Below are 25,041 nucleotides of genomic sequence, written 5' to 3'. Positions count from 1 at the left end.
GGCTGGTTTTTAAACCACGGCGGCTATCATGCCGTGCATGAAGATATTGATTCTCGGCGCGACAGGTTTCATCGGTTCGGAGGTGATGCGTAGTCTCCATGGCGGAGGCCATTCCGTCACCGGGCTGGCCCGCTCCGTCAGACACGGCAAAGACAAGTGGCCTTTCGCGAACTGGATTTCCGCCGATCTCGCCCGCATGACGCAAGCCCCAGACTGGGAAGTGCTGGTCAGGGCTCATGACGCCATCGTCAATTGCGCCGGCGCGCTTCAGGACGGTCTTTCGGACGATCTTGCCGCGACGCAGGAAAAAGCCATGCTGGCGCTTTACGAGGCGGCGGCGCAGGCGGGCGGCAGGCTGCTGATCCAGATATCTGCCCGCACGGCGGGAGCGGCAGCCGACCTGCCCTTTCTCGCCACCAAACGCCGCGCCGATGGAGCACTGGCCGCAAGCGGCCTGCCTTATGTCATTCTCCGGCCTGCGCTGGTTGTCGGGCGCAATGCCCATGGCGGCACGGCACTGGTGCGCGCGCTTGCCAGCTTTCCCCTCATGCTGCCGCTCGTCAATGGGACGATGCCGGTCCGCACGGTCGCAGTCGAGGATGTGGCGGAAGCCGTCAACGCGGCGATCAACGGCGACATTCCACCGGGCAGCGATCTCGAACTTGCTGCAGACGAAGCACTGACATTGCAGGATGTGGTCGTCACCCACCGGCAATGGCTCGGCCTCCCCCCTGCCCCTGTCATAAACCTTCCGGCAGCCTTCATGCGGCCCGTCAGCCTTGTGGCGGATGCCGCGGGCGCGCTCGGCTGGCGCTCGCCGCTGCGTTCGACCGCCATGACGGTCATGTCGGAAGGCATCGTGACGGAGGATGAGGCGCGACCGAGGACGTTGTCGCTCAAGACATTGACGCAAACGCTGGCCGCCCACCCCTCCGGCGTGCAGGACCTGTGGTTTGCCAGATTATATCTGCTCAAACCGCTGGTCATCCTCTGCCTGTCTCTATTCTGGCTGCTGTCCGGCCTCGTGCCGCTGCTGAACATCAATGGAGCAGCGGCGCATTTTCTGCCCTTCATGCCGCAGACACCGGCCGTGACCCTCACACTCGCCACCTGCCTCATCGATATCGCCCTCGGCGTCACCGTCCTGCTGCGGTCGCTCGCCAGAAAGGCGCTCATCGGCATGCTGCTGGTCAGCGCTGCTTACCTAGCCGGCGGCAGCCTGCTGGAGCCGGGCCTGTGGCTCGATCCGCTCGGCCCCTTGGTCAAGGTCCTGCCTTCCATCGCCCTGGCTTTCGTTGCCTTCGCCACACTGGATGAACGCTGATGACGCTTGAGGAACTGCTGCGGCTTGCCCATGTCATCGGTGCAACGGTGCTGTTCGGCACCGGTGCCGGTATCGCATTTTTCATGGTCATGGCACGGCGAACGGCAAACCCGGCGCTGATCGCCCATGTCGCCGGCACCGTCGTCATTGCCGATACGATCTTCACCGCGACGGCGGCGATCATCCAGCCGGTGACCGGTTATTTTCTCGCGCGCATCATCGGCTGGCCGCTGACCGAAGGCTGGGTCGCCCTTTCGCTTGGCCTTTATGTCTTAACCGGCATTTTCTGGTTGCCGGTGGTGTGGATACAGATCCGGCTGCGCAATATCGCTCGAGACTGCGCCGCCACGGGACAGGCCTTGCCGGCGCAGTGGTTCCGTCTTTACCGCATCTGGTTCGCCTGCGGTTTCCCCGCCTTCTTCGCGGTTGTCGGCATCATCTGGTTGATGCTCGCCAAACCGGATATCGCCCTGTTCGGCTGATGCCGCTCAATGGGCCGCCTGCTTTTCGACAAGCCGCGCCAGTTGCTCCGCAACCGTGTTCCAGCCGTCAAAGAAACCCATCTCCGCGTGCTTATCGCGATCCCCAGGGTTTCTGTGCATCGCATAGGCCACATATTCCATACCCTCCGGGTGATCACTGAAAGTCATCACGGCGGTGAGGAACGGGCGGGCGGAGGGGCGGAAACCCGAGATCAGCGCATCGGTGAAAACCAGACGCTCGCCATCATCCACCGCCAGAAAACAGCCGCTTATATGGTCGCCAAATGCCGTGCCGTCCTCGCTGTAGCGTGTCTCGAACGCGCCGCCGGGGTGAAGCTCCATCTTCTCGACGCGGCACTGGCCGGGATGCGGTACCCACCATTGTTCAAGACTGTTCTTATCGACCCATGCATTCCAGACGAGCTGTCGCGGCGCCCTTATGATCCTTGAAATTTTAAGGTCGAGATCGGGATTGAAAGTTTCGGTCATGTGTCATTCTCCCGTTTGCGTGTGGCGGCCATATCTTTTTGCGCCATGACGAATTGTTCGAGCCGGTCCGTGCGGCCTTCCCAGATGGCGCGCTGTTGCGACAACCAGCCATCGAGCATGGAAAACCGCTGTTGCTCCAACGAGCAGAACCGCACTCGGCCCTGCTTGCGGGTCACGATCAGCCCGGCCTCTTCCAGCTGGCGAATGTGTTTCATAAACGATGGTAAAGCCATATCGAAAGGTTCGGCCAGCGTTCCGATGCTCGCCTCCCCACCGCCCAGCCTCAAAATCACAGCCCTGCGGGTCGGATCGGCAAGAGACTGGAAGATATCGTCGAGCGCGTCTGAATAGTTTTCCATAAGGCTAACTATCACGATAAAATACTTAGCTCAATGGATAAGTTTTAAAATCGCAAAAAATCGTGTCGCGACAGGGAATAAACCTGCCACCTGCGGTGTCTCTTGATCTGTTGGCGGCACAGCCCGCCCGAACCAAGGAGGATATGTCCATGAAGATCCGCTTTATCGTTCCCGCCCTCATTCTGGCTTTTGCCGGAACGGCCTATGCGGCCCCGGCGGTCGAAACGGTCAAGACCGACAAAGGCAATGTACTTGCCGGCGAAAAAGGCATGACGCTCTACACTTTCAAGAACGACAAGAAGGGCGTATCCAATTGTTATGACAAATGCGCCACGAACTGGCCGCCGTTTTTCGCGAGCATGGGCGACAAGGCCGAGGGAGCCTATACGACCGTGACGCGCAAGGACGGCAAGATGCAATGGGCCAAGGACGGCATGCCGCTCTATTACTGGGTCAAGGACATGAAAAAAGGCGACGCCACCGGTGACGGTATGAACGGTGTATGGGATGCCGCAAAACCCTGATGGCATGAATGGCAAAACGCGGGGGAGCCACTCCCCCGCAGCCGGCACCTTCGAAGCGGAGGTGCTGGCGCTGATACCCATGCTGCGCCGTTATTCCCGCAGCCTTTCCCGCTCGGACGCCGATGGCGAAGACCTTTTGCAGGACTGCGTGGAAAAAGCGCTCGTCAATAAAAGGCAATGGCGCGGAACGAGTTTGAAATCATGGGCTTACACGATAATGACGAATCTTTATCGCAACCGCCATCGCGCCGAGAAACGCCACCCGTCCGAGAGCCTGGATGGCCATGAGACCATCGCCGTCACCGATCAGCTGTCCGATACGCTGGAGAACGACCGGCTGCACGGCGCGCTCGCCCTTCTTTCGCCTGACATGCGGGCCGTGCTGATGCTGGTGACGGTGGAAGGCTACAGCTATCAGGAGGCAGCCGAGACGCTGTCGATCCCGCTCGGCACTGTCATGTCCAGACTGTCCCGCGCCCGCGAAACCCTTCGCCAGCAGCTGGCGGCGGACAATATCATTCCTCTGCGGAGACCACGATGAAACGGCCCGACGCCATAACCGAAGACGACCTGCACGCCTATGTCGACGGGCTTCTTTCCGACGATGACCGCGCGGCTGTCGAGGCGTGGCTCGCAGAAAGACCTGAAGAGCAGGCCCGTGTGCAGGACTGGAAACAGCAGGCCGAGATTCTTCGCAATGCCTTCGCTTCCTATGCCGCCGCCCATCCGCACGACGCATCGATGCTCAGCCCACCAAAACCGGACCGTACATGGCGGCTGAAACCGGCTCTTGCGAAAACAGCAGCCGCCCTCATGATCTTTGCTGCGGGCGCCGCAGCTGGCCGACTTCTGCCGGCATCCGTCTCCACACCGCAGGACGTGACGCTGGCGTCGCTGACGACGGATATTCCGGCACAGGCAAAATCCGCCTATCTCATCTATGCAAGCGAAGTGCGCCACCCCGTCGAGGTTGGCGCGGGAGAGCAGCAGCATCTTGCGACATGGCTCGGCAAGCGGCTCGGCTATCCCTTTGCGATCCCTGATCTTTCCAAGATCGGATACGACCTCGTCGGCGGACGCCTCATCCCCGTCAGCGGCAAGCCGGGCGCAATGCTGATGTATCAGGACAAGACCGGCAAACGCGTGACGGTGCTGATTGGTCATAACGAGGAAAACCGCACCACCAGTTTCCGCATGGCGAGCGCCGACGGCATCGAGACTTTCTACTGGATAGACAACGAACTGGGCTATGCCGTTTCCGCCGAACTGACGCGCGACGAAGTGCAGAAGATCGCCGAGGAATGTTATCGGCAATTCCCGACGTAAAGGCTGTTATTTCAGCATCGGCCAAAGGCTGACGACGAGCAGCGCGGCCATGGTGATGTTGAACCATTTGAGCCGGACCGGCACGGAAAGCCAGTCGCGCAGCGCAGAGCCGAAGCCCGCCCAGGTCGAAACGCTGGGAAGATTGACGGCGGCGAAGGCCACGCCGACGACCAGAACAGTGACGAAATATTGCGCCTCGTTGGTATAGGTCGCCATTGCCGTCACCGCCATCACCCAGGCCTTCGGATTGACCCATTGAAAGGCAGCGGCGGCAAGGAAGCTCATCGGCTGCGATGCGGCCGTCCCCTCGTTCAGGCTGCGGGAAGTACCGATCTTCCACGCGATCCAGACGAGATACAGCCCGCCCGCAAATTTCAGCCCGGTGTAAAGCGCCGGCACCGAATGCAGCACCGCACCTAGACCGAAACCGACACCGATCAGCAGCGAAAAGAACCCCACGCCGATGCCCAGCATATGCGGGATGGTGCGGCGGAACCCAAAATTCACGCCAGAGGTAAACAGCATCATATTGTTTGGGCCGGGCGTGATGGAGGTGGTGAAGGCAAACAACACCAGTGCAGCGAAGGTTTCAACGGTCATGATTTCTCCTGTGAAAGAGACCCTACCCACCCGACCACTATCAAACCAGCCCGGCAAGCCGATGGCCGGGGTCAATTTTTTTGATGGATCGATCCCACCCGTGCCGGGTTTGAGAAGTCAGCACAAAGGGCTATTCTCCCCCGACAACCGCTGGAGCGAAACAATGTATGACGACATTCCTTCCGTTACCCTGCCATCTCGAAAAGAGGTTCCAGCCCTTGGCCTCGGCACCTGGAACATGGGAGAAAACAGATCGTCCGCGTCTCAGGAGATCGACAGCATCCGCAAGGCGATCGATCTCGGCATGACGCTGATCGATACCGCCGAGATGTATGCCGATGGCCGATCCGAAGAGGTGGTCGGCACGGCAATTGCCGGCCATCGTGACGACGTGTTTCTGGTCAGCAAGGTCTATCCGTGGAACGCCAGCGCCAAAGGCACGGTGGAGGCCTGCGAGCGCAGCCTTGCAAGGCTCGGCACCGATCATATCGACCTCTATCTGCTGCACTGGCGTGGCGAACACCCGCTGAACGAAACGGTGGCGGCTTTCGAAAGATTGAAGAGCGACGGCAAGATCGGCAACTGGGGCGTCTCCAATTTCGATACCGACGACATGGAAGAGCTTTTCGCGGTGCCAGATGGCAAAAACTGCGCCGCCAATCAGGTCCTCTACAACCTGTCGCGGCGCGGCCCCGAGTTCTCGCTGCTGCCCTGGTGCCAAGAGCGCGGTGTACCGCTGATGGCCTACTCCCCCATCGAGCAGGGCCGCATCCTGAAGAACCACGAACTCATCCGCATCGCCAAGGCCTATCAGGCGACCCCGGCGCAACTGGCGCTGGCCTTTCTGCTGGAAAGAGACGGCGTCATCGCCATCCCGAAATCCGCCAGCGCCTCCCGTGTGGAAGAAAACCGCGGTGCGACCGATCTTGAAATAAGTGACGAAGACTGGACCGCTCTCGATGCCGCCTTCCCGTTGCCAACGCGAAAGACGGCACTGGAAATGCTCTGATGGAGCAAGGGGTTAAGAGACATTTCGGAATCGGGCGCTGAGGCGGTTGAATCAGAAGGTGAGAGCCGGAGCTACCGCGCTAAGCCTCCCTTTGAACGGCGCGGACCAGCCGCGCCGTCAGGCTTGACGTATTTTATGAAGTTATGCGCTGCTCATACTCTTTTCTCAGTTTCAGCCATGCATCCCAGAAGGGGCCGGGCTCCTTTTCCTGAAGGCGGTCCGCAAGAATATCGAGATGCGCGTGCCAGCCGGAACTGACATCGAGCTTGCTCTTCCGATCCGAAAGCCGACGATGAATCAGCGTCAGAAGCACATCCCTGCCGCGGGACTGGAGTTCGATCGACACCTCCCCGCCTTCGCCCCAGCTGAAGACAAGGCGATGCGGCGGAACGACGGTAATGATGCGGGACGCCATCTTTTCCTCTTCGGAAAAGCCCTCCGGCCGGCGACCCGGCGGATTGGAAAGCTCGTCATTGCGCCAGACCAGTTCGAATGGCGCGTCGGGCGCCAGCCGCATTTCGCCTGATGCCAGCCAGCGGCGACGAAGATCGCTTTGGGTCAGATAGGCCCACACCCGCTCAATCGGTCCCGGCAACAGCCGTTCGATCTTCAGGGTCGCAGGCTCCACGAGCCGGCCATAGATGTCGGGTATTGCGATATCAGCCATTGTCATTTCCTCCATTTGCAGGGGTTTTCCCCTGCTCATCCTCCCGGAGCATCTGCTCAAGAATATCGAGACGGCTGTTCCAGAACTGCCGGTAGAAGCCCAGCCATTCATGCGCCTGCGCCAGAGGTTCGGGCGCAAGTCGGCACACATGGGTGCGCCCCCTCACCTCACGGCGGATAAGCCCGGCATTCTCAAGCGCTTTGATGTGCTTGGAGGCTGCGGCGAGCGAAATGTCGAACGGCTCGGCCAACTGGCTTACCGTTCGTTCGCCAAAAGAAAGGTCCCGCAGCATCGTGCGTCGCGTCGCGTCGCCAAGAGCATGAAAGACAGTGTCGAGTTGTGGAACAGATAATTCAACCATGTTGTTGAATATAACCCACCGACCCAGAAAGTCAACCATATGGTTGAATATAAATCCATCAACCGAAGGCGCGCTGGGATGGCTGCGACAAACCGCAGGCCGAACGGCTGACAGCGGCGGATCGAGCTTTCGGAGCGGAACCGGATTTGGAGAAACTCCAATGCCCGACGGGCTGTCTTTGAAATGTAGATACCAAGGCAAAAAGAAAGAAATATACGCACGACATATATAAATATACAATAATGCTAATGATCTTAATTACAGACAAATAAAAAATGTTACATTGATTAAATTGCGTGAGTTCTATTTACGAGAGCGCAACCCGGATGCACGATGATACTGTCATACTCATCGGGATCACCAGTATTATGATCGGGAAATATACCAACCAGATGCAAGCAGCCATCCTTTTGGAAGGCAACATCCCCTCCTCGCCACTACCGGATCTGGTCAAGCAGTTCCAGACCGTGTTCAACCGGCTCGGCATTCCCCTGACATGCCCCGGAATGTCTTCGTCCTATGTACAGATGTTCGGGCCGAACGATCTTCAGGTCACCGTCGAATTCATAGCCGGGTCGGCGGATCACAGCGTTTTTGCTGGCACGCTCAGCTCACCAATCTCCACCATGCTGGTGCCCGATGCCACAGACCGTATCAGACATCACAAATCCCATCTGCTCGTCTATGTACAGCACGGTGTATTTGGCGGCGTGATCCGGGAAAAAGGTATTTCGAGCCTGTTCGACGAACTCGGCATGCACCAACCCGGCCATTCGCTTGCCGAGTTTCTCGAGCGGATCAAAGTCCTGTCAATTGCCTGCGAAACGATCTGCACAGGCATGTCGGCAAGCCTGATCCACTGGACCCAGAGCAACATGGTGTTTTCGCCCGACAATTTCACGACATTGGTGGGAGAGCCTATCGGCCCGCTGACGGTTCATCCCTGCATTTGCGGTGAGGAGCCGCCCCGGGGAACGACGGGGCAATATGTCGGCATTCATACCTTGGGGGCGGCAGACTATATCGGGCGGGAAATCCATGTGGAAGCCGCTCCCGTTCCATGGCCCGAACTGTATGAAGGCGCGCTCACTTTCATCAAAATTGCCACCCAGAAAAACGGATATATCATCCCCGATGGCGACATCTTCGGGATAGAAGACGACTCCGTTTCCTACCGGGTTCGCCATGTCGAAGCGAACGCCGAAGAAGGCATGCCGGATTGCTATCAGCTAACCCTTCGCTACTCTCGTCAACATGGCTATATGGCGCAGGATCTCGAACGCCGGCTCACGGTCCCGGGTGGCGTCAACGGCGTTGAACGACTGATCGGCACGGCGACGCCGGAAGCCCGAGCCAGGCTTCGCAAAATGCGAGAAAGCGAGGCGTTGGCCGAAGGTACCGGCGGCCGTCTCGTCGTGACGCGTCCTGCGGATGACCCGCCGCAAAACCCAGGCAGGACCGGAAACGCACGCATCATTCCCTTTGGAAAACGCACCGGACGGTAGCTAGGAAAACGACAAGCCCGCGACGTAGCGCGGGCTTGGATAATTCCGAGGCATTTGCCTGACGTGCGGAGATTACATCCCCTGCGAACCGCGGTTCATCGCGGCAATCCCCGTGCGGCAGATCTCGATCAGGCCGAGCGGCTTGATGATGGCGACGAACTGGTCGATCTTCGATGACTTGCCGGTGATTTCGAAGATGAAATGCTCGACAGTCGCATCCACTACCTTGGCCTGAAACGCGTCGGCGAGGCGAAGCGTCTCGGCGCGGGCCTCACCCGAACCGGCGACCTTGATGAGCGCCACTTCGCGCTCGATTGGCCGTTCCTGCCCGAGTTCGCGGGCGCGGACGGTGAGATCGAGAACCCGGTGCACCGGCACGATACGCTCCAGCTGCGCCTTGATCTGCTCCAGCACAATCGGCGTGCCACGCGTGACGATGGTGATGCGCGACAGATGCGCCTCATGTTCCGTTTCCGAAACCGTCAGGCTTTCGATATTGTAGCCCCGGCCGGAAAACAGGCCGATGACCCGGGCGAGAACGCCCGGCTCGTTGCTGACGAGAACCGACAGCGTGTGATTTTCGACGGCAGCCGTTTCCTTCTGAATGAAATAGGCGGAGCCGGTGGGTTGTAGGTGTGCGTTCATGTCCTTTTCCTCTCCCGGCTCAGACTAGCTGACGGCCCTTGGCATCGATGGCGTTGGCAACAGCTTCATCCGTCGCCTCATCCGGCAACAGCATCTCGTTATGGGCTTTACCAGACGGAATCATCGGGAAGCAATTGGCAAGATTGGCAACGCGGCAATCGAAGATAACCGGCTTGTTGACAGCGATCATCTCGGCGATCTTGTCGTCCAGCTCCTTCGGATCGTCGCAATACATGCCGACCCCACCATAGGCCTCCGCCAGCTTGACGAAATCAGGCATGGCTTCGGTATAGGAGTTCGACAGGCGGTTGCCGTGCAGCAATTGCTGCCATTGCCGCACCATGCCCATATACTGGTTGTTGAGGATGAAAACCTTCACCGGCAGGCCGTATTGAATGGCGCAGGACATTTCCTGAATGCACATCTGGATCGAGGCATCGCCAGCAATGTCGATGACCAGCGCTTCGGGATGCGCGACCTGCACGCCGATCGCCGCCGGCAGGCCGTAACCCATGGTGCCGAGACCGCCCGACGTCATCCAGTGGTTCGGCTCCTCAAAACCGAAGAACTGCGCCGCCCACATCTGGTGCTGGCCGACTTCTGTCGTGATGAAGGTCTCGCGTCCCTTCGATGCCTCATAAAGCCGCTGCAAGGCATATTGCGGCATGATGACATCTTTGGAATTCTTGTAGGCGAAGGAGTTGCGGGCGCGCCAACGCTCGATCTGCGACCACCAGTCCGCCGTCTGGGCTTTTTCCGGCTTCTTCGGCAAAGCGCGCCACAGGCGAACCATATCTTCCAGAACATGGCCGACATCACCGATAACAGGCACCTCGACACGCACCGTCTTGTTGATCGAGGACGGGTCGATATCGATATGGATCTTCTTGGAGTTCGGCGAAAACGCATTCAGGCGTCCGGTAATCCGGTCGTCGAAACGCGCGCCGACGCAGACCATAACGTCGCAATCATGCATCGTCATATTGGCCTCGTAAGAACCGTGCATGCCCAGCATGCCGAGCCAGTTCTTGCCGGATGCCGGATAAGCGCCGAGACCCATCAGCGTCGAGGTGATTGGGAAACCGGTCAGCTCCACCAGTTCGCGCAACAACCGGGTCGCGTCCGGGCCGGAATTGATGACGCCGCCGCCGGTGTAGAAAACCGGCTTTTTCGCCTTGGACATCAGGTCGATGGCAGCGTGAATGGCATTGAGGTCGCCCTGAACCTTCGGCTTGTAGCTTTTCTGCTGAACGGCAGCGGAAGGCGGCGTGTAGGTGCCGGTGGCGAACTGGATATCCTTCGGAATATCGACAACGACGGGACCGGGACGACCCGTCTGGGCGATGCGGAAGGCCTCATGGATGATGCCAGCCAGCTCGTTGACGTCCTTTACCAGCCAGTTGTGCTTGGTGCAGGGGCGCGTGATGCCGACAGTGTCGCATTCCTGAAACGCGTCAGAACCGATCAGCGATGTCGGAACCTGGCCGGAAAGGCAGACGAGCGGAATGGAATCCATCAGCGCATCCTGCAGCGGCGTTACCGCATTGGTGGCGCCGGGACCTGACGTGACGAGCATGACGCCGACCTTGCCGGTGGAGCGGGCATAACCTTCGGCGGCGTGGCCGGCACCCTGCTCGTGGCGAACGAGAATATGCTGGATGTCTTCCTGCTGGAAAATCTCGTCATAGATCGGAAGCACGGCACCGCCGGGATAACCGAAGATGTGCTCGACGCCATTGTCCTTCAGCGCTTTGAGCACGATCTCCGCACCTGTCATGCGATTGCTGTTTTCCGTATTGTCCTTATCCGTCATTGCCTGTTTCCATCCCGCATTGGCTTTGGATATCGAGGAGCCCGAAGGCCTGTTTGAAGACATAAAAAAAGGCCCCTAGAGGAGCCTCGTTCAGCGCATGGGTGCTTTCGCCGGATGGTTACACCATCCTGCCCATGCGCCGTCCCACCACGATAAGTACGTTAAGATTTTTCATGGGCCGGAGTGTTAGCCACAAAACCATAAGCCGTCAACGCATATTGCGGAAAAAATCGGCAGCCACTTCTTTTATTACCCAAAAAGTACCGTTGACGAAATTTTCGAACCCAATTGATACACCTGTTGTTAAATATAATCTTTTATGATCGAAAGCGCAGATACTGCCCGAACCACCGCGATCATCCGCATGTACCGGGATAAGACGTGAATAACGACGAGTTTCATAAAGCGTCCCCCATGGACGACAACGAACGGCGATCCGGCCAGCAACCGGCAAACCGCATGCTTGGCCGCGTCATCGCCTGCAATGGCGCCCATGCGACCATCGCCGCCGAAACAGAGATGGGCTCAACCGATGTCGCCCAGCTCTGGTCTGTCGGGCGCCTGATCTCCATCGAAATGGGCACGAGCCGTGTTACGGCGCTGGTCTTTTCCATGCGCACCGGCGAAGAATACTGGTCGTCGGAGAAGTCGAACAGGTTGCTGATCGACGTGGAACTGGTGGGCGAAATTTACCGCACCGAAGACGGCAGCGAACGGTTTTCCACCGGCATTTCCCGTTACCCCTATCTCGGCGCAGTCGCGCATCGCATCCGCACCGCCGACCTTGCCAAGATTTACGACAGCGGCAAACGTGACAGCTGCGTCATTGGCAAGCTGACGCAGGATGATACGATCGGCGCGGCCATCAATATTCCGCAGATGCTTTCGAAACATTTCGCCGTCGTCGGTTCGACCGGGGTCGGCAAGACCACTGCGGTTTCCCTGCTCTTGAACAAGGCGATCGAAACGGACCCGAAACTGCGCGTCCTCATTCTCGATCCGCACAATGAATTCGCAGCCGCCTTTCCCGATCATTCGGTCGTCATCGATACCGATACGCTCGACCTTCCCTTCTGGCTGATGCGCCTTGAGGAATTCGCGGAAGTGGTTTTCCGTGGTCGCAAGCCCGTGCCGGAAGAGATGGATGTCCTGCGTGAAGTCATACCCGAGGCGAAAAAGGTATTTCGCGGAACGGATGGTTCCGCCGTCCGCCGCACCTCCGACAAGAGCGCGATCACACCGGATTCGCCGGTGCCCTACCGCATGGCTGATCTTCTGGCTTCCATCGACGAGCGTATCGGGCGGCTGGAAGGACGCGGCGAAAAGCCGGCGCTCCGCTCCCTGAAAGGCCGCATCCTCTCGGCCATCAACGACCCGCGCTATAATTTCATGTTCTCCAGCAATACGATCAGCGACACCATTCTGGAAACGGTGGCGCATATCTTCCGTATTCCGGGGGAAGGCAAGCCGATTTCAGTGTTCCAGCTGTCGGGTATTCCCTCCGAAGTGGTGAACTCGGTGGTCTCCGTTCTCTGCCGCATGTCGTTCGAACTAGCGGTTCTGGCACGCGGCTCGCTGCATATGCTTGTCGTCTGCGAAGAAGCCCACCGTTATGTCCCGGCCGATCCCGAGCGCGGCTTTTTCCCGACCCGGCAATCCATCGCCCAGATCGCCAAGGAGGGCCGCAAATACGGCATTTCACTCGGCGTCATCAGCCAGCGGCCAAGCGAGCTGGATCAGACCATCCTGTCGCAATGCTCGACCGTTTTTGCCATGCGGCTGTCAAACGAGATCGACCAGAAGATCATTCTGTCGGCCGTGCCGAACGCCTCGGCCTCGACCACCAGCTTTCTTTCCTCCATCGGCAATGGCGAGGCGATCGCCTTCGGTGAAGCGGTAGGCGTGCCGATGCGCATGCGCTTCGACCGTGTGCCGACAATCAAATTACCGAAGGCGAGCGGTACGGTGAGCCACGCGCCCCACGAAACACCCGACACCGTCGACCTCAACAGCATCGTCACCCGCATGCGGGCCACAGCGAGGCCAGTCATCACCGGCTTCCAGCAAAGCGTTGAAGCGGCCTTTTCCGATCTGCCGGAATCGCTGGTGGCACCCGGAGAAGCGGACGATATTGATCGCTGGAAGCGAGAATTGGGAACGCCCGCAACGGAGGGCTATGAGCCTTACCGCCCGGACATGCTGCCCGGACGCACATCGCCACAGCCACAAAACCCGGAGAGGATGGACAGCGCCTCTGGCGCCGTCAACGACTTGCGCCGAGCCGGTTTCCAGATGCAGACGCAAAGTGGTCCCACGCCGGCCGATACACGCCCGTCGCTGCGCGAAAGCCTCTTGAAAAAGCCGCTCGGCAGTCTCTATCGCAAGGACTGACGCCAGCCTTCAGGGCTGGATGCGCGTCCAGTCCTCCGCCATCTGGTTGCGGAACCAGGTCATCTGCCGTTTGGCATATTGGCGGGTCGCAGCAGCCGATTTTTCGATCACCTCCGCCTCGCTGATGCGTCCGGCCAGCATATCAGCGATCTGAGAAACGCCGATCGCCTTCATCACCGTCGCATCGGGCGCGAGCTTGAGAGCCAGAAGCGCCTCGACCTCCTCCACCGCACTACTTTCCATCATGGCCTCGAACCGCCGGTTGATGCGGTCATGCAGCACCGGCCTCTCAGGCAAAACGACGAATTTCTGCGCCCGGTCGGGATTAACGATCACCGGGCCGCTGGCCTTCTGGTAATCCCGGATCGATTTTCCGGTCGCCTCCATTACCTCCAGCGCTCGAACAATACGCTGGCCGTCTCCCGGCTGCAGACCCTCCGCCATCGCAGGATCGCGTCGCGACAATTCCGTGTGGAGAATCGCTGCCCCCTCTTCAATCAGCCGGCCGCGCAGCCTGTCGCGGATTTCGTCGGGGATGGCAGGCATGTCCGACAATCCCCCGGTCAGCGCCTTGAAATAAAGCCCCGTGCCGCCAACGATGACGGGAAACCGCCCCTGCTTGCGCAGATCCGAAAGCAGAACGGAAATATCCCGCAGCCATTCCCCCGTGGAATAAAGGCTGCTCGCCGGCACATGGCCGTAAAGCAGATGCGGCACGCCCTGCATTTCTTCTTGCGGTGGCCGGGCAGTCAGCACCCGTAGCGTGTCGTAAACCTGCATGCTGTCGGCATTGATGACGACGCCATTCCGCTCTCGCGCCAGACGAAGCGCAAGCGCGGACTTGCCGCTTGCCGTCGGGCCGGTTATCAGGATCGCATCAAAATTCTCATCAAGGTTTTTCATCATGGCTTTCGTTGCCACGCTTATCGCCAATCCGTCAAATCCTGTTCTGACGCCGGCCCTCGGCGAAGCGGCCGCGAAGGCCGTCAACGCATCGGGTCTTTATTGGCTGGCGGATGGTATCGCCTGCGATATTGCTTTGCCTTCCGGCACCAATGCTAAAGAGGCGCGCAACGTGATTGTCGGCGCTCTCACTGGCCAGCCAATCGATATCGTCATTCAGGAACAAGATAACCGCCGCAAGAAACTTCTGATCGCCGATATGGATTCGACCATGATCGGCCAGGAATGCATCGATGAGCTGGCCGCCGAAGTCGGCCTCAAAGACAAGGTCTCCACCATCACCGCCCGCGCCATGAATGGCGAGATCGCTTTTGAGCCGGCACTCAGGGAGCGCGTGGCGCTGCTGAAGGGCCTGCCGGTCTCGGTGATCGACGACGTCATCGAAAAGCGCATCACGCTTACATCAGGCGGCAAGGAACTGATCGCCACCATGAAGGCCAAGGGCTATTACACCGCCCTCGTTTCCGGCGGCTTCACGGTCTTCACCGGCCCCGTCGCGGCCATGCTCGGTTTCGATGAGAACCGCGCCAATTTGCTCGGAGAAGCCAATGGACAGCTTGACGGCACCGTTGCCGAACCGATCCTCGGCAAACAGGCCAAGGTGGACGCGCTGAACGACATTGCCACAAAGCTTGGCATCTCGCCGGAAGAGGCGATGGCGGTTGGTGACGGCGCCAACGATCTCGGCATGCTGCATCTGGCTGGCGCGGGTGTTGCCCTGCACGCCAAGCCTGCCGTTGCGGCTGAGGCGCAAATGCGCATCGACCATGGCGACCTGACCGCACTTCTTTACATTCAGGGCTACCGCAAGACGGATTTTGTCACTCCATGATCATCCGCGAAACACCAAGGCTCATTCTGCGCGAGTGGAAGGAGAGCGACCGCGACCTGTTCCGCGAAATCAACGCCGACGAAAAGGTCATGGAATTTTTCCCCTTCCGCCGCAGTCATGCGGAAGCGGATGCGGTTCTGGAAACCATCAACGGTATGATCCGCGGCAGCGGTTACGGCTTTTACGCCATGGAACTGCGCGAAAGCGGCGAAGTCATGGGTTTCTGCGGCATATCGCCCGTCATGAACCTCGATCCCCCTTTCCCGCTCGGCACCATGGAGATCGGCTGGCGGCTGGCTACCCGTTATTGGGGCCATGGTTATGTCACCGAAGCCGCACAATCGCTGCTCGTCATGGCCTTCGATGAAAAGGAAACGCCTGAGATCGTCTCCTTCGCTGTCCATAACAATGAGCGTTCGACGCGTGTGATGGAGCGCATCGGCCTGAAACGTGACCCGTCACGCGATTTCGACCATCCGCGCGTGCCTGATGACACCCATCCGCATCTGCGTCCGCATGTGACCTATGCGCTGACGCTGACGGAATGGCGGGAACGGCAAGCGCAATAACGCCCTCCCCGCCGGTCTCGAACCTTACTTCACCGCCGCATTGCCGCCATCCGCAAACAGGGCCGATCCGGCGACGAAACTCGACATCGGGCTGGCGAGGAAAAGTGCTGCCTGCGCCAGTTCTTCCGGCTCCGCGATGCGTTTCATCGCATGCAGGCCCGCAGCCCATTCCTTCTGGGCCGCATCTCCGGCCATGGGCGTGTCTACCCCGCCGGGAAGCAGCCCATTGGCGCGAATGCCCTGCACGGCATAATCGGCGGTAATGCCTTTCACCAGCCCCATCAGCGCCGCCTTCGACGTGCCATAGGCCGCCATGCCCGGGATGCCGACACTGGTGCCGACGAAGCTGGAGATAAAGATGATCGAGCCACCGCCCCGCTTAAGCATCAACGGAATCTGGTGACGCGCACCGAGATATGCGGAAGTGAGATTGGCTGTGAGGACATGATCCCATTCCTCGGCGGAAATCTCCGCCATCGGCTTCATGGCTCCAACCGCGCCCGCATTATTGACGGCGATATCGAGACCGCCGAAAACGCTCACGGCCGCATTCGCCAGTCGGGTATGAGTTTCCTCAAGATTGGCGTCGCCGACAACGGCATGGACCCGGCCGCCGATCTCGCGAATCTCAGCGGCAACCTCTTCCAGCGCCGCCGAACCCCGCGCATTGATGACGACGGCTGCCCCTTCAGCGGCAAACAGCCTCGCCGTCGCCCGGCCGATGCCGGATGACGCGCCGGTGATGATGGCAACCTTGTTTTCGAGTAATTTCATATCCTTGGCCTCCGTTGATGGAGACCAAGGATTAGAGAGAGGCCGGGATCACAACCACCCGATTCCTGCCGAACCGGGTGGAAAGCGCTCTATTCCAGCGCCAGCGCCACCACGCGCAGATTGCCCTGCGCATCGGCAACCATCATATGCGCATTCTTGCGGCCTTCGGATTTCAGGCCGTTGATCCGCACCAGCACGTCACCGGGAACTTCCATGAAGTCCTGGCCGACTTCGACGATGATATCGCCCGGTTTCATGCCCTTCTGTTCGGCGGGCGAACCCGGATCGACGCTTGCAACCAGCACACCTTCGACGCTTTCGGCAATGCCCTTTTCCGTGCGCAGTTCATTGCTGAGGACGACCAGATTCATGCCAAGCACGCTCTGCGGCGCTTCACGCACTTCCGGCGTCTGGTCCTGCGCCTGATCGTCGGTGCCGCCATCATCTTCAGGCGCAACCACGCCGCCATCGCCATCCTCGGCCTGCGGGTCTTCGGTCGCGGCCTTTTCGTCGGTCGTATCCTGCAATTGCCCGAGCTTGACCTTGACGGTCTCTTGCCTGCCGTCGCGCAGGATCACCACATCAACTTCCTTGCCAACCGGGCTTTCCGCCACGATCCGCAGAAGGTCGCGCATTTCATGAATGTCCTTGCCGTCGAATTTCAGCACGACATCGCCAGCCTGGATTGGGCCGTTCTCCACCGGCCCGCCCTTGGCGACGCCGGAGATCAGAGCACCCTTGGCGCTGTCCATACCAAGGCTCGCGGCCACATCGTCGGTAACAGGCTGGACGCGAACGCCGAGCCAGCCGCGACGGGTTTCGCCGAATTCGATCAGCTGCTGCACGATATTCTGCGCCAGTTCCGTCGGAACGGCAAAACCGATGCCGATCGAACCGCCGCTCGGCGAAATGATCGCGGTGTTGATGCCGATCACCTCGCCCTTCATGTTGAAGAGCGGACCACCGGAATTGCCCTTGTTGATCGCCGCATCGGTCTGGATGAAATTGTCGTAGGGGCCGGCATTGATGTTGCGGCCGCGCGCGGAAATGACGCCGACCGTCAGCGACCCGCCAAGTCCGAAGGGATTGCCGACCGCCATCACCCAGTCGCCGATGCGCATGCTGCGCGAATCGCCGAACTTGACGGCCTTCAGCGGCGTTTTCGGCTCTACCTTCAAAACCGAAAGGTCGGTCTTGGTATCGGTGCCAACAAGCGTTGCCTTCAGCTTCGAGCCATTCGGGAAAATCACCTCGATGGCATCAGCACCCTCGATGACGTGATTATTGGTGACGACATAACCGGCGGGATCAATGACAAAGCCGGAACCCAGCGAGTTGACCTTTTCACCACCCTCCGGCTTCTGGCTGTCGAAATAATCCTTGAAGAATTCCTGGAAGGGCGACCCCTCCGGCAGCTTTGGCGGAACAGGCCCCTTGCCCTCGGTCTTGACGTTCTGGGACGTGGAAATATTCACCACCGCATCCAGAAGCGGCTCGGCAAGATCGGCCACCGATTCCGGCCCATGGCTCTGCGCCCATGCCGCAACCGGTGCCGAAAGGCTACCCGCCACAAGCGCAATGCCCGCGACTGCGGCAATGCTGCTGCGAAAAGGCGAAAGAAGGGTCACGGCCATAAGCGTCCTCGCGTTTCAAATAGTCTCGCTTTGCATATATCGACAAAGCATAAGGCGGAATGATGAAGTGTAAAAATACCTTTTCGTGAACAGGCGGATGCCGCCTTGCCCGGTGCTTACAGCATTGGCACGAAAACGGAGTGAAAAGAAAGGGCCGGCCAAAACCAGTCCTCAAATTACCAACATTGGTGGTCGAGCCCCTGCTCCGTCGAGCATGAGGATAGCTTTGCCAAAAAAGAAAGGGCCGGTAAAAACCGGCCCCTCCAATATCATTTTATCCGCTATCAATTCGCCGGCGCGGGCGCTGCAGGGGCAGTTGGAGCCGCAGACGGAGCACCGTCGATATTGTTGAAATAACGGAAGAAGGTCGAATCCGGGGACAGGACCAGCGTCGTGCCGGTGCCGTTCAGCGACGTGGCATAGGCCGCCATGGAGCGATAGAACTCGAAGAAGTTCGGGTCGCGCTGGAACGCTTCACCGAAGATGCGGTTCCGGTTCGCATCGCCTTCACCGCGAAGGACTTCGGACTGGCGGCGCGCATCGGACTCGAATTCGACAACCTGACGGTCAGCGATAGCGCGGCGACGCTGGGCTTCTTCATTACCGCGGGCGCGGATCAGTTCGGCTTCAGCCAGACGTTCCGACTTCATGCGCTCGAAGGTCTGCTGCGACACTTCCTGCGTCAGGTCAGTACGGCGGATGCGGACATCCACGATGCTGATACCGAGCGATTCCGCGTCGGGACGCAGATCGTCACGCACTTCCTGCATCATCGATGCACGTGCGTCCGAAAGCGCCGATTCAAAGCCGCGAAGACCGTAGACCCGGCGCAGCGATGCGTCGAGACGGGTGCGAAGACGCGATTCCGCCGACATCTGGTCACCCGAGACCGTCTGGCGGAACCGGCGTGCGTCCGTGATGCGATAGACGACGAAGGCATCTACTTCATAGAACTTGCCGCCGGAAACCTGAACGCGGATATTGTCGTGATCGAAGCGAAGGGCCCGATTCTCGACATATTGCACCCGGTCGGCATCCATGAAGGCGAAGGGCATCTTGAAGTAGAGGCCCGGCGCGGTTTTCACGTCCTGAATCTGACCGAAGCGGACAACGATTGCCTGCTGGCGTTCGTTGACGACGAAGATCGACGAATAGCCGAGGAAAAGCAGGACGGCGAGACCGACGAGAACGGCCGTAAGACGGTTGCTCATATCAGTTGCCTCCCTGCTGTGCTGCGCCTGTATTGCCGCGCATGATCTCGTTCAGAGGCAGATAAGGCACCACGCCCTGTTTTTCGTCGATGATGACCTTATTGGAGCCCTTCAGGACCTGTTCCATGGTTTCAAGGAACATGCGCTGACGGGTCACATCAGGTGCCGTGCGATACTGGTCGTAGATGGAGATGAAGCGCTGCGCCTCACCCTCGGCCTCGTTGACAACACGCGACTTGTAGGCGTTCGCCTCTTCGACGATCTGTGCTGCCTGACCGCGTGCCGCACCCAGCTTCTGGTTGGCATACTGGTTGGCTTCCTGAACGAAGCGATCTTCGTCCTGTTCCGCACGCTGCACTTCATCAAAGGCATCGGCCACTTCGCGCGGCGGTGCCGCATCTTCGATGGCGACCGCATTGATGGAAATGCCGGCGCCGTAACCGTCCATGGTGGACTGGATGATGGCGCGCACATCGCCCGCAATCGCCTGACGGTTATCGCGGAAAATATCCTGTGCCGGACGACGACCGACGACTTCACGCATCGCGCTTTCGGAAACCTGTTGCAGGGTTTCCGCCGGGCTGTCGACGTTGAAGAGATAGGATTTCGGATCCGAAACCGTATAGAGCACCGAGAACTGCACGTTGACGATGTTCTGGTCGCCGGTCAGCATCACGCCGCTCGATGAGGAAGACGAGGCGCGCGAACCGATATTCTGCTGCTGTTCGGTGACCTTGACGATTTCAACCGTCTCGATCGGCCACAGATGGAAATGCAGACCCGGCATCGAGATTTCGTCCTTGGGACGTCCGAAACGCAGCTCCACGCCGCGCTCGTCCGGCTGGACGGTATAGATGGACTGAATGCCGAGGAAAACGAGCACGACGAGAACGAGGATCGCAACCACGCCGCCATTAAAGCCGCCCGGCAGGACATTCCTGAAACGGTCCTGACTGCGCCGGATGATCTCTTCCAGATCGGGCGGGCCGCCATTGTTGCCGCCGCCACCGCCGCGAGGCCGGTTAGGCCCCTGTCCCCATGGGCCGCCACCGCCGCCCTGGTTGTTTCCTCCACCGCCGCCGCCCCAAGGGCCGCCGCCGCCATTCTGATTGCTCCAGGGCATCAATACCTCTTTATAAAAGCCTCTCCCGGTTCCGTTCGAAAGCGATTGCTCGCGTGCGGCGGGAATATCGACCCGTTATAAGAAGGAGAAGCGTCCGTTTCAACGCAGAGGTGGTAACTAAATACCCAATCGCGGTAAATAGTTCACTTTGACGCGGCTCTTCGCAAATAAGTGGTGAACAGAACCGGATAATTGTCCCTTTCCCCTGCGGGAACGGCGTTCTCGTCGATTTTTTCAAAGACGGCGGGATCGATATCCGGAAAAAAAGTGTCACCATCGAGCTTTACCGCCACATGGGTGACGGAAAGTTGATCGGCAAACGGCATCGCCTGACGATAAATCTCGCCGCCGCCAGCCACAAAAACCTCATCCACATCAAGTTCCGCAGCCTTGTCTTTGGCGAGCTTCAAAGCCTCTTCCAGCGACGAGACGACATCAACGCCCTCCGGCCTGTAATCGGCATTACGGCTGACGATGATATGCGGCCGGCCCGGCAGGGGACGCTCGCCGACCGACAGAAACGTCTTGCGGCCCATGATGAGCGGCTTGCCCATCGTCATCGCCTTGAAGCGCTTGAGGTCAGTGGAAAGTTTCCACGGCATGTCGAGGTCACGGCCGATAACGCCGTTCTCCGACACCGCGACAATGATGGTGACGCGCGGCTCACTCATACCGCGATCGGCGCCTTGATGCTTGAATCGGCCTCGTAGTTTTCCAGCGTAAAGTCTTCGAACTTAAAGCCGAAAAGGTCTTTCACGTCAGGATTGAGGCGCATCGTCGGCAGGGCCTTCGGGGTCCGCGTCATCTGCAGCCGCGCCTGTTCGAAATGGTTGGCGTAGATATGCGCGTCGCCGAGCGTATGGACAAAATCGCCCGGTTTCAGACCGGTCACCTGCGCCACCATCAGCGTCAGCAGCGCATAGGAAGCAATGTTGAAGGGCACGCCGAGGAAAATATCGGCCGAGCGCTGGTAAAGCTGGCAGGACAATTTGCCATCCGAAACATAGAACTGGAACAGGCAGTGGCAGGGCGGCAGCGCCATTTCGTCCACCAGCGCCGGGTTCCAGGCCGAAACGATGTGGCGGCGGGAATTGGGATTGGTTTTCAGCGCCTCGATCAGAAGCGCGATCTGGTCGATATGCCGGCCATCCGGGGCCGACCACGAGCGCCATTGCGCGCCATAGACCGGGCCGAGATCGCCATTCTCATCGGCCCACTCATCCCAGATGGAAACGCCGTTTTCCTTGAGATAGGCGATATTGGTGTCGCCCTTCAGGAACCACAGCAATTCATGGATGATGGAGCGCAGATGCAGCTTCTTGGTGGTGAGAACCGGAAAGCCCTGCGAAAGATCGAAACGCATCTGGTAACCGAAGACCGAGCGCGTGCCGGTGCCGGTGCGGTCTCCGCGGTCGGAGCCGGTATCCATCACATGCCGGAGAAGATCGAGATATTGTTTCATGCGTTCTGCCGCCGATTCCCTGATGTCAGGAGAATATAATAGCACAGGGCGGCAGAACCAATCACCTAATGCGGGCTTATCCCCGGCTCAAATCAAAGCGACTGGAGTTTGCCCAGTTCCTTGGCCACCAGATAATAAAAGGTGACGCGCGACTTGGAGCGGTCCGCGGCCATGGTCTTGCAGACGGCGTCGATCGCCTTGTCGGCGCTATCGTCAGTCACGCCGAGCTTTTTGCCGCACCAGCTTGTCTTGACGCGCGCGAGCTCTTCCGGATCGGTAGCGGACACCAGCGATGAATCCCGGTTGCGCAACGCAATGCCGAGATGCTTGACGATTTTGCCAACGATGGCTTCATCGGCTGCCGCATCGTATTTCTTCACATCTGCGAGATAGTCGGTCATATCAACTCCTTCGTGTGTCCCCGGCGCCACGTTGCTTCTGGTGACCGGTTGCATGGAGAATGTGTCAGCAATCTCTCGTCGTCAAGAATTGTCTAAATAGCCAAGGTCAAACACGAAACCTTTTCATCGAATTGTCATAGCCCCCCTTTTCTCCGCCGGGCGAAACGCCTATATGAGCTTTGCCGGGGCAACCCGGCTATGGCGATAAACGGACGATGTAATAAACCTATTGGACCCGGGGGCGGTACCCGGCGCCTCCACCAAAAACCGGCGGGCTTTGTGAGAACGAGGCCGGCTTTTGATGGGGGCGAAATAGGATCGACAAGGGCGTAAAGATCGAACTTTTGCTCGGCATGATACCGCCGTTATCGGGTCACAAGTGTAGTTGCAAACGACAACAACGCTAAGGAATACGCTCTCGCTGCCTAATGGCGGTGCGGGAATTCCGCTCTAAGTCCTTACGGTTAGCCCCGTAAGGCGGGGTTCGGAGGTACCTGGCAACAGAAACCTCCACCTTCTCCATTTTGCCTGAATTGGTTATATGATAGCTGACTTGCGAACGGCATCGGCTTTTCCGTTGCTGCCGTTCAGGACATTGCGTATACTTGGGCAAAGCGCAGCCGTCTGGATCGAGTTCGATCTCCGGTTCAGGATTGCGCAAAGATTCAAAGTGTTACAGCGTCCTTGGCGCGCAAGGCGCGCAGCGCATTAAAAGACGTTCGAATAAGGGAAAGACAGGACCGCATGGGGCAGGATCATATCCGTTACGACATTCTCGCACAGGATGCCCTTCGCGGCGTTATTCGCAAGGTTTTGGGTGAAGTGGCCGCAACCGGCCGCCTGCCGGGCGACCATCATTTCTTCATCACATTCCTGACTGGCGCGCCGGGTGTGCGGATTTCCCAGCACCTCAAGTCGAAATACGCCGAGCAGATGACAATCGTCATCCAGCACCAGTTCTGGGACATGAAGGTGACGGAAATCGGCTTCGAAATTGGCCTGTCCTTCTCGGATACGCCGGAAAAGCTGGTCATTCCCTACAACGCCATTCGCGGTTTCTACGATCCTTCCGTCAATTTCGAACTTGAATTCGACGTGCCCCTGGCCGACGAAGAAGAGATGGAAGAGGCTGAAATCACCGCTTATCCCGTTTCCAACGAGGCAAAGCCCGCTTCCACCTCCGAGGCACCCAAGGCCGGTGAGGAAAAGAAGGAAGGCTCCGTCGTTTCACTGGATGCCTTCCGCAAGAAACAATAACGGCCTTTTTTCGCCCCCGAAACCCAAGGATACATATCCGCATGGCTGCCGATATCGTCAATCTGCGTCAGTTTCGGAAGCAGAAAGCCCGTAACGAAAAGGAAAAACAGGCGGAACAGAACCGCCTGTCCTTCGGCCGCAGCAAGACCGAAAAAAATCTTACATCGGCCCTCAATGAGAAAGCTGAAAAAGCGCTCGATCAGGGACGGCTCGAAAAGGATGATGGCGGGGCCGACAGGGACTGACGATCGGACCTGCCGCAGCGAACTCCCCGCAAAATCGGAAATCAATCGCGAAACAGAGGCTTGCCGGAGAAACATGATTCAGATTTCCAGCCGGAGGCCGATCTGATGATCCGCAAGCACTCAGCCACATTGCACGGCCACCGCACCAGCATTTCACTTGAAGATGCCTTCTGGGAAGAACTGAAGACGATTGCCGAAAAGCGCAAGATCAGCTTCGCCGCCCTGCTCGCGGAAATAGATGACAACCGGCCCGCCGACAGCAATCTGTCCTCGTCTTTGCGCGTTTATGTGCTGAACTGGCTGAAGACCCGGTGATTTTTCCCTCCAGCCGACGACGTGTGCACCGGCCCTGATCTTCCAGCCCACAGACTACAAACATTCCTGCCAAAAAACTCGTAACGTCGCGAAAGCATTCATTAAACATTAGCAGCCTAATCTGCGCTGCAAGGCATTCCCGTATTGCGTAGCCTTGTTTTCAGTCTTTGTTTCATAGTTTTCCAATCCACACATCCGCCACGAGGCGACCAATGGTTTCTGCCGTTTCGGGAACAAGCGCCGCTGTTTCCGTCCTTTCCTCTTCATCCACCTCCTCTTCAAGCGTTTCCGAGTTGAAATCGCAGATTGCCGAAAAGCAGTCGGAACTGGCCCAGACCACCGAAGCGAAGGTCCAGGAAGAACTGAAAAGCGCCATCGCATCGCTCAAGGCTCAGCTTGAAACTCTCGAAAACAGCGCCGACAAATCGGCAGCTTCAGGCGGCAGCGCGGATAAGCCCAGCCTGTCGGGAGAGAGCAGCAGGATTGGCACGAAAAATTTCGATGCCGACACGCCCTTCGGCGAACGCGAGAGCTGGATTTGATCGGCTGCCGGGTATTTCGGGAAAGACCGCCAAAAACACAAGTATCCAGATGGCGCCAGCATTTGTCCTGAGCCAATGTCATGATCCGTTGCCAGACACCCTCCTCTGGCTTGACCCGAGGTCGCGCAATCGGGCGCGACGATGGCCATAGATCCCCGGGAAAAGGAATGACCCCGTTTTTTGGGTGCCAGATTCCACATCCTGCAAATCTGAATGCG

Annotated in this window: 29 protein-coding genes and 1 other RNA gene; 15 read left to right on the top strand and 15 right to left on the bottom strand. The window is 58.7% G+C overall.

All coding sequences use genetic code 11. The features are described 5' to 3' along the window. Window positions 1-37 precede the first annotated feature (37 nt). Entirely contained in the window at window positions 38-1,324 is a 1,287-nt protein-coding gene (locus FCH38_RS08695) for an SDR family oxidoreductase (protein ID WP_174373507.1), read from the top strand. Next, a complete protein-coding gene (locus FCH38_RS08690; RefSeq protein WP_174373506.1) occupies window positions 1,324-1,806 on the top strand; it encodes a DUF2269 family protein in 483 nt (160 codons plus the stop codon). The genes FCH38_RS08695 and FCH38_RS08690 overlap by 1 nt, the downstream gene beginning before the upstream one ends. Before the next feature lie 6 nt (window positions 1,807-1,812). Here FCH38_RS08690 and FCH38_RS08685 read toward each other — a convergent pair whose 3' ends face one another. Beyond that, window positions 1,813-2,295, bottom strand: a complete 483-nt coding sequence (locus FCH38_RS08685) for an SRPBCC family protein (RefSeq protein ID WP_174373505.1) — start codon at window positions 2,293-2,295, stop codon at window positions 1,813-1,815. Beyond that, window positions 2,292-2,654: an ArsR/SmtB family transcription factor gene (locus FCH38_RS08680; protein WP_174373504.1), complete on the bottom strand. Its 363-nt coding sequence runs from the start codon at window positions 2,652-2,654 to the stop codon at window positions 2,292-2,294. The genes FCH38_RS08685 and FCH38_RS08680 overlap by 4 nt, the downstream gene beginning before the upstream one ends. Before the next feature lie 143 nt (window positions 2,655-2,797). On the opposite strand from FCH38_RS08680, the gene FCH38_RS08675 reads away from it, so the two are divergent. From FCH38_RS08675 to FCH38_RS08665, 3 genes are read left to right on the top strand one after another with little or no spacing between them, the layout of a single operon-like run. Next, complete coding sequence (locus FCH38_RS08675) at window positions 2,798-3,178, top strand: COG4315 family predicted lipoprotein (RefSeq protein WP_369809542.1); 381 nt, start codon at window positions 2,798-2,800, stop codon at window positions 3,176-3,178. Further along, window positions 3,162-3,719, top strand: coding sequence for an RNA polymerase sigma factor (locus FCH38_RS08670; protein ID WP_174373503.1), 558 nt, complete (start codon window positions 3,162-3,164; stop codon window positions 3,717-3,719). The genes FCH38_RS08675 and FCH38_RS08670 overlap by 17 nt, the downstream gene beginning before the upstream one ends. After that, on the top strand, window positions 3,716-4,504 hold the full coding sequence (locus FCH38_RS08665) for an anti-sigma factor family protein (protein ID WP_174373502.1): 789 nt from the start codon (window positions 3,716-3,718) through the stop codon (window positions 4,502-4,504). Before FCH38_RS08670 ends, FCH38_RS08665 begins: the two co-directional genes overlap by 4 nt. Before the next feature lie 6 nt (window positions 4,505-4,510). On the opposite strand, the gene FCH38_RS08660 is transcribed toward FCH38_RS08665, so the two are convergent. Next, on the bottom strand, window positions 4,511-5,104 hold the full coding sequence (locus FCH38_RS08660; RefSeq protein ID WP_174373501.1) for a LysE family translocator: 594 nt from the start codon (window positions 5,102-5,104) through the stop codon (window positions 4,511-4,513). 163 nt (window positions 5,105-5,267) lie between these two features. Between FCH38_RS08660 and FCH38_RS08655 the strand changes: the two genes are divergently transcribed. Continuing rightward, window positions 5,268-6,113: an aldo/keto reductase gene (locus FCH38_RS08655; RefSeq protein WP_153515084.1), complete on the top strand. Its 846-nt coding sequence runs from the start codon at window positions 5,268-5,270 to the stop codon at window positions 6,111-6,113. 133 nt (window positions 6,114-6,246) lie between these two features. Here FCH38_RS08655 and FCH38_RS08650 read toward each other — a convergent pair whose 3' ends face one another. After that, window positions 6,247-6,780, bottom strand: coding sequence for an SRPBCC family protein (locus FCH38_RS08650; RefSeq protein WP_174373500.1), 534 nt, complete (start codon window positions 6,778-6,780; stop codon window positions 6,247-6,249). Beyond that, a complete protein-coding gene (locus tag FCH38_RS08645; RefSeq protein WP_174373654.1) occupies window positions 6,773-7,141 on the bottom strand; it encodes an ArsR/SmtB family transcription factor in 369 nt (122 codons plus the stop codon). Before FCH38_RS08645 ends, FCH38_RS08650 begins: the two co-directional genes overlap by 8 nt. 326 nt (window positions 7,142-7,467) lie before the next feature. Here FCH38_RS08645 and FCH38_RS08640 point away from each other — a divergent pair, with 326 nt between their 5' ends. Further along, window positions 7,468-8,646, top strand: coding sequence for a hypothetical protein (locus FCH38_RS08640; RefSeq protein ID WP_174373499.1), 1,179 nt, complete (start codon window positions 7,468-7,470; stop codon window positions 8,644-8,646). Between the two features lie 72 nt (window positions 8,647-8,718). Here FCH38_RS08640 and ilvN read toward each other — a convergent pair whose 3' ends face one another. Together ilvN and FCH38_RS08630 are read right to left on the bottom strand one after the other, a co-directional pair. Continuing rightward, window positions 8,719-9,291 carry an acetolactate synthase small subunit gene (ilvN, locus tag FCH38_RS08635; protein ID WP_003513099.1) on the bottom strand — a complete coding sequence of 191 codons (573 nt, stop codon included), beginning with the start codon at window positions 9,289-9,291 and terminating at the stop codon, window positions 8,719-8,721. 19 nt (window positions 9,292-9,310) lie between these two features. Continuing rightward, window positions 9,311-11,104, bottom strand: coding sequence for an acetolactate synthase 3 large subunit (locus FCH38_RS08630; protein WP_153515081.1), 1,794 nt, complete (start codon window positions 11,102-11,104; stop codon window positions 9,311-9,313). A gap of 381 nt (window positions 11,105-11,485) precedes the next feature. On the opposite strand from FCH38_RS08630, the gene FCH38_RS08625 reads away from it, so the two are divergent. Then, entirely contained in the window at window positions 11,486-13,495 is a 2,010-nt protein-coding gene (locus FCH38_RS08625; RefSeq protein WP_174373498.1) for a helicase HerA domain-containing protein, read from the top strand. A 9-nt stretch (window positions 13,496-13,504) separates the two neighbouring features. Here FCH38_RS08625 and miaA read toward each other — a convergent pair whose 3' ends face one another. After that, the gene (gene miaA, locus FCH38_RS08620; RefSeq protein ID WP_174373497.1) at window positions 13,505-14,401 is read right to left on the bottom strand and encodes a tRNA (adenosine(37)-N6)-dimethylallyltransferase MiaA; all 897 of its coding nucleotides are present in this window, start codon (window positions 14,399-14,401) and stop codon (window positions 13,505-13,507) included. Between miaA and serB the strand changes: the two genes are divergently transcribed. After that, window positions 14,400-15,290 carry a phosphoserine phosphatase SerB gene (gene serB, locus FCH38_RS08615; RefSeq protein ID WP_174373496.1) on the top strand — a complete coding sequence of 297 codons (891 nt, stop codon included), beginning with the start codon at window positions 14,400-14,402 and terminating at the stop codon, window positions 15,288-15,290. The two genes, miaA and serB, sit on opposite strands and share 2 nt — an antisense overlap. Then, window positions 15,287-15,859, top strand: coding sequence for a GNAT family N-acetyltransferase (locus tag FCH38_RS08610; protein ID WP_174373495.1), 573 nt, complete (start codon window positions 15,287-15,289; stop codon window positions 15,857-15,859). The genes serB and FCH38_RS08610 overlap by 4 nt, the downstream gene beginning before the upstream one ends. A gap of 24 nt (window positions 15,860-15,883) precedes the next feature. Here the strand turns inward: FCH38_RS08610 and FCH38_RS08605 are convergent, their stop codons facing one another. From FCH38_RS08605 to FCH38_RS08575, 7 genes are all read right to left on the bottom strand, one after another. Then, window positions 15,884-16,633: an SDR family oxidoreductase gene (locus FCH38_RS08605; protein WP_174373494.1), complete on the bottom strand. Its 750-nt coding sequence runs from the start codon at window positions 16,631-16,633 to the stop codon at window positions 15,884-15,886. An 89-nt stretch (window positions 16,634-16,722) separates the two neighbouring features. Continuing rightward, entirely contained in the window at window positions 16,723-18,267 is a 1,545-nt protein-coding gene (locus FCH38_RS08600; protein ID WP_174373493.1) for a Do family serine endopeptidase, read from the bottom strand. Window positions 18,268-18,551: 284 nt separating this feature from the next. Then, the gene (gene hflC / locus FCH38_RS08595) at window positions 18,552-19,478 is read right to left on the bottom strand and encodes a protease modulator HflC (RefSeq protein ID WP_174373492.1); all 927 of its coding nucleotides are present in this window, start codon (window positions 19,476-19,478) and stop codon (window positions 18,552-18,554) included. A gap of 1 nt (window position 19,479) precedes the next feature. Next, entirely contained in the window at window positions 19,480-20,601 is a 1,122-nt protein-coding gene (gene hflK, locus FCH38_RS08590) for an FtsH protease activity modulator HflK (RefSeq protein ID WP_149900220.1), read from the bottom strand. Between the two features lie 143 nt (window positions 20,602-20,744). Then, on the bottom strand, window positions 20,745-21,272 hold the full coding sequence (locus FCH38_RS08585; RefSeq protein WP_174373491.1) for a dihydrofolate reductase: 528 nt from the start codon (window positions 21,270-21,272) through the stop codon (window positions 20,745-20,747). Continuing rightward, window positions 21,269-22,063 carry a thymidylate synthase gene (locus tag FCH38_RS08580; RefSeq protein ID WP_174373490.1) on the bottom strand — a complete coding sequence of 265 codons (795 nt, stop codon included), beginning with the start codon at window positions 22,061-22,063 and terminating at the stop codon, window positions 21,269-21,271. The genes FCH38_RS08585 and FCH38_RS08580 overlap by 4 nt, the downstream gene beginning before the upstream one ends. A 92-nt stretch (window positions 22,064-22,155) precedes the next feature. Further along, window positions 22,156-22,464: a DUF2853 family protein gene (locus FCH38_RS08575; RefSeq protein ID WP_153515074.1), complete on the bottom strand. Its 309-nt coding sequence runs from the start codon at window positions 22,462-22,464 to the stop codon at window positions 22,156-22,158. A 142-nt stretch (window positions 22,465-22,606) separates the two neighbouring features. Here FCH38_RS08575 and ssrA point away from each other — a divergent pair. The 5 genes from ssrA (at window position 22,607) to FCH38_RS08550 (ending at window position 24,823) form a co-directional block, all read left to right on the top strand. After that, window positions 22,607-22,979, top strand: a transfer-messenger RNA (tmRNA) gene (gene ssrA, locus FCH38_RS08570). A gap of 229 nt (window positions 22,980-23,208) precedes the next feature. Then, a complete protein-coding gene (locus tag FCH38_RS08565) occupies window positions 23,209-23,721 on the top strand; it encodes an SspB family protein (RefSeq protein WP_174373489.1) in 513 nt (170 codons plus the stop codon). Window positions 23,722-23,762: 41 nt separating this feature from the next. Continuing rightward, window positions 23,763-23,966 (top strand): DUF4169 family protein, encoded by a 204-nt coding sequence (locus FCH38_RS08560; RefSeq protein ID WP_149900216.1) that lies wholly within the window; start codon window positions 23,763-23,765, stop codon window positions 23,964-23,966. 105 nt (window positions 23,967-24,071) lie between these two features. After that, window positions 24,072-24,281 carry a ribbon-helix-helix domain-containing protein gene (locus FCH38_RS08555; protein WP_065113731.1) on the top strand — a complete coding sequence of 70 codons (210 nt, stop codon included), beginning with the start codon at window positions 24,072-24,074 and terminating at the stop codon, window positions 24,279-24,281. A gap of 212 nt (window positions 24,282-24,493) precedes the next feature. Then, window positions 24,494-24,823, top strand: a complete 330-nt coding sequence (locus tag FCH38_RS08550) for a hypothetical protein (RefSeq protein ID WP_174373488.1) — start codon at window positions 24,494-24,496, stop codon at window positions 24,821-24,823. The last annotated feature ends 218 nt before the right edge of the window (window positions 24,824-25,041 follow it).

This window comes from Agrobacterium tumefaciens (assembly GCF_013337285.1).
GTDB classification, from domain to species: domain Bacteria; phylum Pseudomonadota; class Alphaproteobacteria; order Rhizobiales; family Rhizobiaceae; genus Agrobacterium; species Agrobacterium burrii.
This window is presented reverse-complemented; position numbering and strand designations above follow the sequence as displayed.

What these genes read in the sequence shown, in the direction of transcription:
- FCH38_RS08695 (WP_174373507.1), top strand. Translation starts at nt 38, where the DNA reads ATGAAGATATTGATTCTCGGCGCGACAGGTTTCATCGGTTCGGAGGTG.
- FCH38_RS08690 (WP_174373506.1), top strand. Translation starts at nt 1,324, where the DNA reads ATGACGCTTGAGGAACTGCTGCGGCTTGCCCATGTCATCGGTGCAACG.
- FCH38_RS08685 (WP_174373505.1), bottom strand. Translation starts at nt 2,295, where the DNA reads ATGACCGAAACTTTCAATCCCGATCTCGACCTTAAAATTTCAAGGATC.
- FCH38_RS08680 (WP_174373504.1), bottom strand. Translation starts at nt 2,654, where the DNA reads ATGGAAAACTATTCAGACGCGCTCGACGATATCTTCCAGTCTCTTGCC.
- FCH38_RS08675 (WP_369809542.1), top strand. Translation starts at nt 2,798, where the DNA reads ATGTCCATGAAGATCCGCTTTATCGTTCCCGCCCTCATTCTGGCTTTT.
- FCH38_RS08670 (WP_174373503.1), top strand. Translation starts at nt 3,162, where the DNA reads ATGCCGCAAAACCCTGATGGCATGAATGGCAAAACGCGGGGGAGCCAC.
- FCH38_RS08665 (WP_174373502.1), top strand. Translation starts at nt 3,716, where the DNA reads ATGAAACGGCCCGACGCCATAACCGAAGACGACCTGCACGCCTATGTC.
- FCH38_RS08660 (WP_174373501.1), bottom strand. Translation starts at nt 5,104, where the DNA reads ATGACCGTTGAAACCTTCGCTGCACTGGTGTTGTTTGCCTTCACCACC.
- FCH38_RS08655 (WP_153515084.1), top strand. Translation starts at nt 5,268, where the DNA reads ATGTATGACGACATTCCTTCCGTTACCCTGCCATCTCGAAAAGAGGTT.
- FCH38_RS08650 (WP_174373500.1), bottom strand. Translation starts at nt 6,780, where the DNA reads ATGGCTGATATCGCAATACCCGACATCTATGGCCGGCTCGTGGAGCCT.
- FCH38_RS08645 (WP_174373654.1), bottom strand. Translation starts at nt 7,141, where the DNA reads ATGGTTGAATTATCTGTTCCACAACTCGACACTGTCTTTCATGCTCTT.
- FCH38_RS08640 (WP_174373499.1), top strand. Translation starts at nt 7,468, where the DNA reads ATGCACGATGATACTGTCATACTCATCGGGATCACCAGTATTATGATC.
- ilvN (WP_003513099.1), bottom strand. Translation starts at nt 9,291, where the DNA reads ATGAACGCACACCTACAACCCACCGGCTCCGCCTATTTCATTCAGAAG.
- FCH38_RS08630 (WP_153515081.1), bottom strand. Translation starts at nt 11,104, where the DNA reads ATGACGGATAAGGACAATACGGAAAACAGCAATCGCATGACAGGTGCG.
- serB (WP_174373496.1), top strand. Translation starts at nt 14,400, where the DNA reads ATGGCTTTCGTTGCCACGCTTATCGCCAATCCGTCAAATCCTGTTCTG.
- miaA (WP_174373497.1), bottom strand. Translation starts at nt 14,401, where the DNA reads ATGATGAAAAACCTTGATGAGAATTTTGATGCGATCCTGATAACCGGC.
- FCH38_RS08610 (WP_174373495.1), top strand. Translation starts at nt 15,287, where the DNA reads ATGATCATCCGCGAAACACCAAGGCTCATTCTGCGCGAGTGGAAGGAG.
- FCH38_RS08605 (WP_174373494.1), bottom strand. Translation starts at nt 16,633, where the DNA reads ATGAAATTACTCGAAAACAAGGTTGCCATCATCACCGGCGCGTCATCC.
- FCH38_RS08600 (WP_174373493.1), bottom strand. Translation starts at nt 18,267, where the DNA reads ATGGCCGTGACCCTTCTTTCGCCTTTTCGCAGCAGCATTGCCGCAGTC.
- hflC (WP_174373492.1), bottom strand. Translation starts at nt 19,478, where the DNA reads ATGAGCAACCGTCTTACGGCCGTTCTCGTCGGTCTCGCCGTCCTGCTT.
- hflK (WP_149900220.1), bottom strand. Translation starts at nt 20,601, where the DNA reads ATGCCCTGGAGCAATCAGAATGGCGGCGGCGGCCCTTGGGGCGGCGGC.
- FCH38_RS08585 (WP_174373491.1), bottom strand. Translation starts at nt 21,272, where the DNA reads ATGAGTGAGCCGCGCGTCACCATCATTGTCGCGGTGTCGGAGAACGGC.
- FCH38_RS08580 (WP_174373490.1), bottom strand. Translation starts at nt 22,063, where the DNA reads ATGAAACAATATCTCGATCTTCTCCGGCATGTGATGGATACCGGCTCC.
- FCH38_RS08575 (WP_153515074.1), bottom strand. Translation starts at nt 22,464, where the DNA reads ATGACCGACTATCTCGCAGATGTGAAGAAATACGATGCGGCAGCCGAT.
- FCH38_RS08565 (WP_174373489.1), top strand. Translation starts at nt 23,209, where the DNA reads ATGGGGCAGGATCATATCCGTTACGACATTCTCGCACAGGATGCCCTT.
- FCH38_RS08560 (WP_149900216.1), top strand. Translation starts at nt 23,763, where the DNA reads ATGGCTGCCGATATCGTCAATCTGCGTCAGTTTCGGAAGCAGAAAGCC.
- FCH38_RS08555 (WP_065113731.1), top strand. Translation starts at nt 24,072, where the DNA reads ATGATCCGCAAGCACTCAGCCACATTGCACGGCCACCGCACCAGCATT.
- FCH38_RS08550 (WP_174373488.1), top strand. Translation starts at nt 24,494, where the DNA reads ATGGTTTCTGCCGTTTCGGGAACAAGCGCCGCTGTTTCCGTCCTTTCC.